General features: G+C 68.1%; 9 protein-coding genes. 6 read left to right on the top strand and 3 right to left on the bottom strand.

Annotated elements, in window-relative coordinates; translation table 11 throughout:
- Positions 1–49: 49 nt before the first annotated feature.
- Entirely contained in the window at positions 50–538 is a 489-nt protein-coding gene (locus ADL22_RS09780; RefSeq protein WP_066975850.1) for a GNAT family N-acetyltransferase, read from the bottom strand.
- Between the two features lie 55 nt (positions 539–593).
- Here ADL22_RS09780 and ADL22_RS09775 point away from each other — a divergent pair, with 55 nt between their 5' ends.
- Positions 594–1,397 (top strand): exodeoxyribonuclease III, encoded by an 804-nt coding sequence (locus ADL22_RS09775; RefSeq protein WP_066975848.1) that lies wholly within the window; start codon positions 594–596, stop codon positions 1,395–1,397.
- A 69-nt stretch (positions 1,398–1,466) separates the two neighbouring features.
- Here ADL22_RS09775 and ADL22_RS09770 read toward each other — a convergent pair whose 3' ends face one another.
- On the bottom strand, positions 1,467–1,676 hold the full coding sequence (locus tag ADL22_RS09770) for a DUF397 domain-containing protein (protein WP_066975846.1): 210 nt from the start codon (positions 1,674–1,676) through the stop codon (positions 1,467–1,469).
- Positions 1,673–2,515 (bottom strand): helix-turn-helix domain-containing protein, encoded by an 843-nt coding sequence (locus tag ADL22_RS09765; RefSeq protein ID WP_066975844.1) that lies wholly within the window; start codon positions 2,513–2,515, stop codon positions 1,673–1,675. Before ADL22_RS09765 ends, ADL22_RS09770 begins: the two co-directional genes overlap by 4 nt.
- A 225-nt stretch (positions 2,516–2,740) precedes the next feature.
- Here ADL22_RS09765 and ADL22_RS09760 point away from each other — a divergent pair, with 225 nt between their 5' ends.
- The 5 genes from ADL22_RS09760 (at position 2,741) to ADL22_RS09735 (ending at position 5,804) form a co-directional block, all read left to right on the top strand.
- Positions 2,741–3,073, top strand: coding sequence for a hypothetical protein (locus tag ADL22_RS09760; RefSeq protein WP_066975842.1), 333 nt, complete (start codon positions 2,741–2,743; stop codon positions 3,071–3,073).
- A gap of 286 nt (positions 3,074–3,359) precedes the next feature.
- Positions 3,360–3,623 (top strand): hypothetical protein, encoded by a 264-nt coding sequence (locus ADL22_RS09750; protein ID WP_066975838.1) that lies wholly within the window; start codon positions 3,360–3,362, stop codon positions 3,621–3,623.
- 40 nt (positions 3,624–3,663) lie between these two features.
- Positions 3,664–4,122 carry a DUF6879 family protein gene (locus tag ADL22_RS09745; RefSeq protein WP_234430619.1) on the top strand — a complete coding sequence of 153 codons (459 nt, stop codon included), beginning with the start codon at positions 3,664–3,666 and terminating at the stop codon, positions 4,120–4,122.
- Positions 4,123–4,134: 12 nt separating this feature from the next.
- Positions 4,135–4,983, top strand: a complete 849-nt coding sequence (locus ADL22_RS09740; protein ID WP_066975834.1) for a helix-turn-helix domain-containing protein — start codon at positions 4,135–4,137, stop codon at positions 4,981–4,983.
- 626 nt (positions 4,984–5,609) lie between these two features.
- Positions 5,610–5,804: a hypothetical protein gene (locus tag ADL22_RS09735; RefSeq protein WP_066975831.1), complete on the top strand. Its 195-nt coding sequence runs from the start codon at positions 5,610–5,612 to the stop codon at positions 5,802–5,804.
- Positions 5,805–6,060: the final 256 nt, after the last annotated feature.

The following is a 6,060-nucleotide window of genomic DNA, read 5'->3' as shown; positions in this document are numbered from 1 at the left end:
CCTGTCAAAGGGGGGCGGGGGGCGGGCGGGCCCGGCCCGCCCGGACACCCTAGGAGGCGCCCCCGACCAGCGCCTTCCCCATGCACCGACTCGACTCGTACTCCCGGTAGAAGCCGAACTTCGGCACCGCCGCATACCCGCTGGAGGAGTAGAGGGCGATCGCCTCGGGCTGCTTGCTGCCGGTCTCCAGCACCATCCGGGTACGGCCGGCGGCCCGCGCGTCCGCCTCCAGGGCGGCCAGGATCCGCCGGGCCAGCCCCCGGCCCCGGGCGCCGGGCACCACGTACATCCGCTTGATCTCGGCGTCCCCGGGCGCGTACCCCTCGGCGGCGTCCTCCTGGACCCGCCACCCGCCGGTGGCCAGCGGGGTGCCGTCCTCGTACGCGAGCAAATACAGGCCGTTGGGCGGGACGAACATCTCCGGGTCGAGCGGGGTGAGGTCCCCATCGCCGCCGTAGCGCCGCGCGTACTCCTGCTGGACCTCCCGGTCGAGCCGCACCGCGTCGGGGTGGTCGTACCGGACGGAACGTATCTCCATTCCAGGAAGCGTACGGAAGCGCGGGGCCCCGGGGGAGGGCGGGTAAGGTGCCGGGATGCTCACCGTGACCTCTGTGAATGTGAACGGGCTGCGGGCCGCCGCCAAGAAGGGCTTCGTACCGTGGCTGGCCGGGACCGGCGCCGATGTGGTGTGCCTCCAGGAGGTGCGCGCCGAGACGGCGCTGCTGCCGGAGGAGGTCCGGGAGCCCGCCGGCTGGTACGCCGTGCACGCGCCGGCCGCCGCCAAGGGCCGGGCCGGCGTCTCGCTCTACACGCGGCGGGAGCCGGACGCGGTGCGCATCGGCTTCGGGTCGGCGGAGTTCGACGGCAGCGGCCGCTACGCCGAGGCGGACCTGCCCGGGGTGACGGTGGCCAGCCTCTACCTGCCCTCCGGCGAGGTCGGCACCGAGCGGCAGGACGAGAAGGAACGCTTCCTGGCGGAGTTCCTGCCGTACCTGGTGGACCTGCGCAAGCGGGCGGCGGCGGACGGCCGCGAGGTGGTCGTCTGCGGCGACTGGAACATCGCCCACCGCGAGGCCGACCTGAAGAACTGGAAGGCCAACCAGAAGAAGTCCGGCTTCCTCCCGGAGGAGCGCGCCTGGCTCTCCGCCGTCCTGGACGAGAACCAGGGCGGCTACGTGGACGTCGTCCGCACCCTCCACCCGGACACCGAGGGCCCGTACTCCTGGTGGTCCTACCGGGGCCGCGCATTCGACAACGACGCCGGCTGGCGCATCGACTACCACATGGCCACCCCCGGCCTGGCCGCCCGCGCCCTCAAGGCCACGGTGGAGCGCGCGGCGTCGTACGACCAGCGCTGGTCGGACCACGCCCCGGTGACGGTCACGTACGGGGACTGACAAGGGGCCGGCCCCCTCCACCACCGGGTGAAGGGGGCCGTTTCCGCCGCTCCGGGCTGCTTTCCAGAGTCAGTTGGAAAACTCGGCACCCTTGACGGCCGCGATGAACGTAGCGAAAGAGGCCGCCGGGAACGCGAGGACGGGGCCCTGCGGCGTCTTGCTGTCCCGGACCGGGACGATGCCGGTCGTGGAGGCCGAAGTGGGCGCCCACTCCAGGCAGTTCCCGCCCTCCGGGCTGCTGTAGCTGCTCTTGACCCACTGGGTCGGACCGATGATCACGACAGCGACTCCATCTGTTCCTCGATCACGCGCGCGCTCTCCCGTGTGGAAAGCGCCTCGCTGGTCAGTTCATCGTAGGTCCGGATGGCCGTCAGTACGTGGTCGTGTTCATTGATGATGTTGGCGGTCTTGTAGGTTTCGACGCATACCGAGACAGCGTGGTTCGGAGCCGTGATCAGTGAGACCGGCCAGTCGATGAAGAGGCTTCCAGGGGCGTCCAGCGGAAGCACCTGGATCCGGACGGTTGGGCGTTTGCCTGCCTCCAAGAGGACCTTGAGCTGGCGCCGCATGATTTCCGGAGGGCAGAAGCGCCGACGCAACACGGACTCACACAGCACCACATACACATCCGGAGGTGTGTCGCCGACCAGGAGTGTCTGCCGGTGGAGTCGGTTGTTCACGTCCCGCGTGATCTCTTGCTCGCTGGCACGCGGGGCGCCGGCAGCAAGGAGGTACCTCGCGTAATCGGCGGTCTGGAAGAGCCCTGGCACGATCGTGGGCGACCACTCCCGAATCACGATGGCGGAACGCTCCAGCGCCATCCGCTGCCGGAACAGCGACGGGAACGAGCGCGCCACGATCTCTTCGTAGAGCCTCTTGAACTTCCCGTCCGTACCGAAGACTTCGTCGAACTTCGCCGGAAGCTCCGGCGGGATGGGCCCCTTGCACGTCTCGATGCGGCTGATGGTCGACTTCGACGTCCGCACCAGCCGGGCCAGTGCCTCCTGGCTCAACGGTCTGGGGTCGTGGAGCTCCCGGGCGCTCCTCAGCTCCTCGGCGAACTCCCGCCGCGCGTCCGTGACCTCGGCGTCTTGTCCACTGCCAAGACCGTTCCCCATCCCCATCTCCGCCCCCTGACCACTTGGCCGGTCCAGTGCTTTCGATACTCGCGTTTGTGCAGGTCACGGCGGTTGGCATATGCCGCTCCGCCTAGGCCGCAGGTTGGTCGGTGAAACGCTCGTCAGCGTAGCGGCGCCCCTCCTAGCGTGTGACCGGTTGGCCGCACAGAGTGACTGTGTGGGTGACCCCCCTGCCGGCCACCTCCGAGGCTTGGAGAGCAGATCATGACCACCCCCACGGCCCGAACGCCCTACGCGGCGTGTGCCGAAGAGGGCGCGGAGTTCGACGACGCGCTGAAGAAGATCGGCATCAAGGCCGACCCGAGCACGGTGAAGCTGACGGAGTACGAGGGCGGGTTGCGGCTTTACCGCATCGCTCCGCCGCTGCTGACCCCCAGCCAGGCCCGCCTGCTGACCCGGATCGTGAAGGCGGCGCGCATGAGCGGAGCGCCGGACGACGTCAGCAGGAAGAACTCCGAGAAGAACCAGCAGTCCTCCCACGGGAAGAACGGCGGCAAGCGGACGGACGGCCAGGGACGACCGTGCACCGCCTGCTAGCCCGCCTCATCGCCGACCAGCTCGCGGGCCTGCCGGCGCCTGCCGCCGAGGCGGACGATGGGCCCGTCAGCTGCCCGTTCGGCCGACACGACATGGAACGGCTCGGCGCGACGGTATGGACGTGCGAGAGCGACGGCGTCACGCTGATCGCCCGCGCCTCCGGGCCATCCGCAAACGCTGAACCACGGATGACCTTGGCGGAAGTCCACCCCCAACCCTTGACCGCTGCCCCCGGCAGATGAATCGTCGTGCAATCGAGCGCAATCGACTCGGCACGGGAGTAGATATGCAGCTACGTTTCCTGGGGATCATCCCGAACACCCCTGTTGACGACTCGCCCACCATCTGGGTGGACGACGACACCGGGGACCTCCTGATCCAGTCCTACAAAGCCACGGAGGATGAGGTGAAGGCATGCCAGGAAGTCGGCTCCATCCCTGGCCACTCCACCAACGTGCCCGATCACGAGACGATCATTCGACTCCCGGCCGTGATGCTGAAGTACATTCCCCAATCGGAGGACCGGCGTAGTGAAGTACCCCGTACGTGAAGGAATCACCAACGCCCGTCACTCCGCTCTCCACCTGGAGATGCGCGACATCTACACCCCGGGTGACCCGGAGTTCGCGCGCTGGCGGGCGGGCCACCGGTACGAGGAAGATGCGGCCAACTTGCCCGACTGGTGGGGCGCTTGGGGGAATCTCGTGGCCGAGACGACCGCCCGCGGGGTCGTCATGCGGCGGGCCCGCGTCGTCAGCGAACCGGCGACCGACTACATCCGGTACGAACACGACATGACGTTCGCCAACGTTGCGGCTGGTGAGCTGGTTCGGTGGCTACCTCGACGTCAAGCCGCGGATTTGGTCCTGCCTGGGACAGACCTTTGGTTGTTCGACGGGACGGCCGTCCTCTTCACCTTCTTCTCCGGCGCAGGTGAGGTAGTTGACCGTGAGTGGCGAACCGACCCCCCCGTCGTCAAACAGGTTGAAGCAGCGTTCGAAGCAGTCTGGCAACGCGCCATCCCGCACGAGGAGTACAAGCCCGCGTAACTGTCCCGCGCCATGCCCCCATCTGGATCGTCAAGTGTTCAGCAGGCCCGGAAAGTCCTTGCGGATCGCCTTCGGGAGATGTGCAAGGATGCCGGCCTCGAAGGCAAGCAACTGGCCGCCGCGTGCGGCTGGCACCCTTCCAGGGTCTCCCGGATAGTCAATGCCAAGACCTCACCCACCGCCGACGATATTCGCGCCTGGTGCCGTGTCTGCGGTCAAGAAGAGCAGACCGACGACCTCATCGCTTCCCTTCAGGCCGTCGAAGGCATGTGGATCGAATGGCGCCGGATGGAACGCAACGGGCTTCGGCGCGCCCAGGAATCCGTCCAGCCCCTGTTCGAACGAACCCGATGGTTCCGCGCCTACTCTTCCTGGCTCATCCCCGGACTCCTGCAAACCCACGCTTACACCGAAGACGTATTGCGGGCAGTCCAACGCCGACGCCTCACCATGGATGACGTCGCCGATGCCGTGGCCGCACGCATGGAGCGCCAACGGCTACTGTACGAAGGCTCCGCAACCTTCGCGTTCTTGGTGGAGGAGTCGGTCCTCCGGACCAGCCTCGGAACCATTGACAACCAAATTCAGCAACTGGAACACCTGATCACGGTCAGCGCACTGCCCAACGTGAGCTTCGGTGTGGTGCCCATGCGTACGGGCCGGCCGCGAATGCCCGTTGAAGGCTTCTGGATCTACGACAAAGCACAGGTCAACGTGGAACTCGTCTCGGGCTACCTCACGCTCACCCAGCCGACCGAAGTGCGCGCATACGCCGAAACCTTCGCCACTCTCGCCGGCTTCGCCGTGCACGGAGCCAAGGCCCACCGGCTGATCACGACGGCAATCCGCTCGCTCGTGTGATCCGAGTGCAATCGAGTGCAATCCGCTTCGCGCTGCGGTCTCTTGCTCCCTAGCTTTGTCGCCACCCACACAACGTGAGCAACCGCGGAGATGGCATGACAACCCCACCCCGTTACAGCGAGGATCTCGTCGAACTCGATGTGGACGGCTGGCTTCTGGAAGAAACGCCCGTCCCCGGGTGCGCCCCCTGTGGCACCTGTGCCGTGAAGCGCGATGAGGCTGCCAAGGCCGGCGACTGGAAGGCCGCCTGCGCTGCCGCCCGCGGAATTCGGAATCACCGCCACGGGCACCGGGAGTCGGTATGACCGGCCCTATGCCCGAGCAGGCCGGCGGCGACGAGACCGAACCTGCCTCCACCCTCGTGTGGGGCAAGTCCGGGACCACATCGATACCGCCGGGCCAACCGGTTCCCGCATGTCGCGGCCAATGCTCGATCTGCCAGGCCAAGCGGCGCCAGTGGGTGCCTGAGCCTTGAGGGCCGGCGCCTGAGACCCCGCCCCGGCGGCGGAAACCTGGACAGTCGAGCAGCCGGGGCGGGTGACCCGACCGCAGAGAACCTGCGGACCTTCGGGCCGTGCCTTCGACGGTACGGAGGTACGGCCCCTCACGAAAGAGGAGGTTGATGGATGAGCGCGGTAGCGGTCGAGACGTTCGAGACCCGCACCCCTGACGCGGAAGGCTGGCGCGGCGTCCCGTTCCGGTACCCCCGGGACCTGGAAGTCGTCGCCGAGGACGACGGCGGGAAGCACGACGGCGGGCCCATGCCCCCGGAGGCGCCACGGGACCCCGCCCCGCAGCCCAGCGGCGGGGACAAAAAATAAGCGGCTGAGGGCCGCAGAGGCATGAACCCACCGGCCCCGTTCGCGCGCCGTACCTGGTGCACGAACGGGGCCGGCGGCACGGACGACGACGTTAGCCCTGCCGAAATCGGGCCGTTTTCCTGGGGTAGCCGGAAACTACTCCTGGCCGGGGCCCGCCTCCGGCTCGCCGCCCGCCGCCCCCGGCCCCCCGTCCGCGCCGCCCCCGCCCCCCGTCCCCTTCAGCAAGTCATGCAGTTCCGTGCGGATGCGGCGGTCC

Source organism: Streptomyces sp. NRRL F-4489 (genome assembly GCF_001509485.1).
Taxonomy (GTDB): Bacteria; Actinomycetota; Actinomycetes; order Streptomycetales; family Streptomycetaceae; genus Streptomyces.
Note: the sequence above shows the minus strand (reverse complement) of the source record. Positions and strands in the feature narration are given on the sequence as shown.

Coding starts and splice junctions, on each gene's coding strand:
- ADL22_RS09780 (WP_066975850.1), bottom strand. CDS start 538: ATGGAGATACGTTCCGTCCGGTACGACCACCCCGACGCGGTGCGGCTC.
- ADL22_RS09775 (WP_066975848.1), top strand. CDS start 594: ATGCTCACCGTGACCTCTGTGAATGTGAACGGGCTGCGGGCCGCCGCC.
- ADL22_RS09765 (WP_066975844.1), bottom strand. CDS start 2,515: ATGGGGAACGGTCTTGGCAGTGGACAAGACGCCGAGGTCACGGACGCG.
- ADL22_RS09760 (WP_066975842.1), top strand. CDS start 2,741: ATGACCACCCCCACGGCCCGAACGCCCTACGCGGCGTGTGCCGAAGAG.
- ADL22_RS09750 (WP_066975838.1), top strand. CDS start 3,360: ATGCAGCTACGTTTCCTGGGGATCATCCCGAACACCCCTGTTGACGAC.
- ADL22_RS09745 (WP_234430619.1), top strand. CDS start 3,664: ATGCGCGACATCTACACCCCGGGTGACCCGGAGTTCGCGCGCTGGCGG.
- ADL22_RS09740 (WP_066975834.1), top strand. CDS start 4,135: ATGCCCCCATCTGGATCGTCAAGTGTTCAGCAGGCCCGGAAAGTCCTT.
- ADL22_RS09735 (WP_066975831.1), top strand. CDS start 5,610: ATGAGCGCGGTAGCGGTCGAGACGTTCGAGACCCGCACCCCTGACGCG.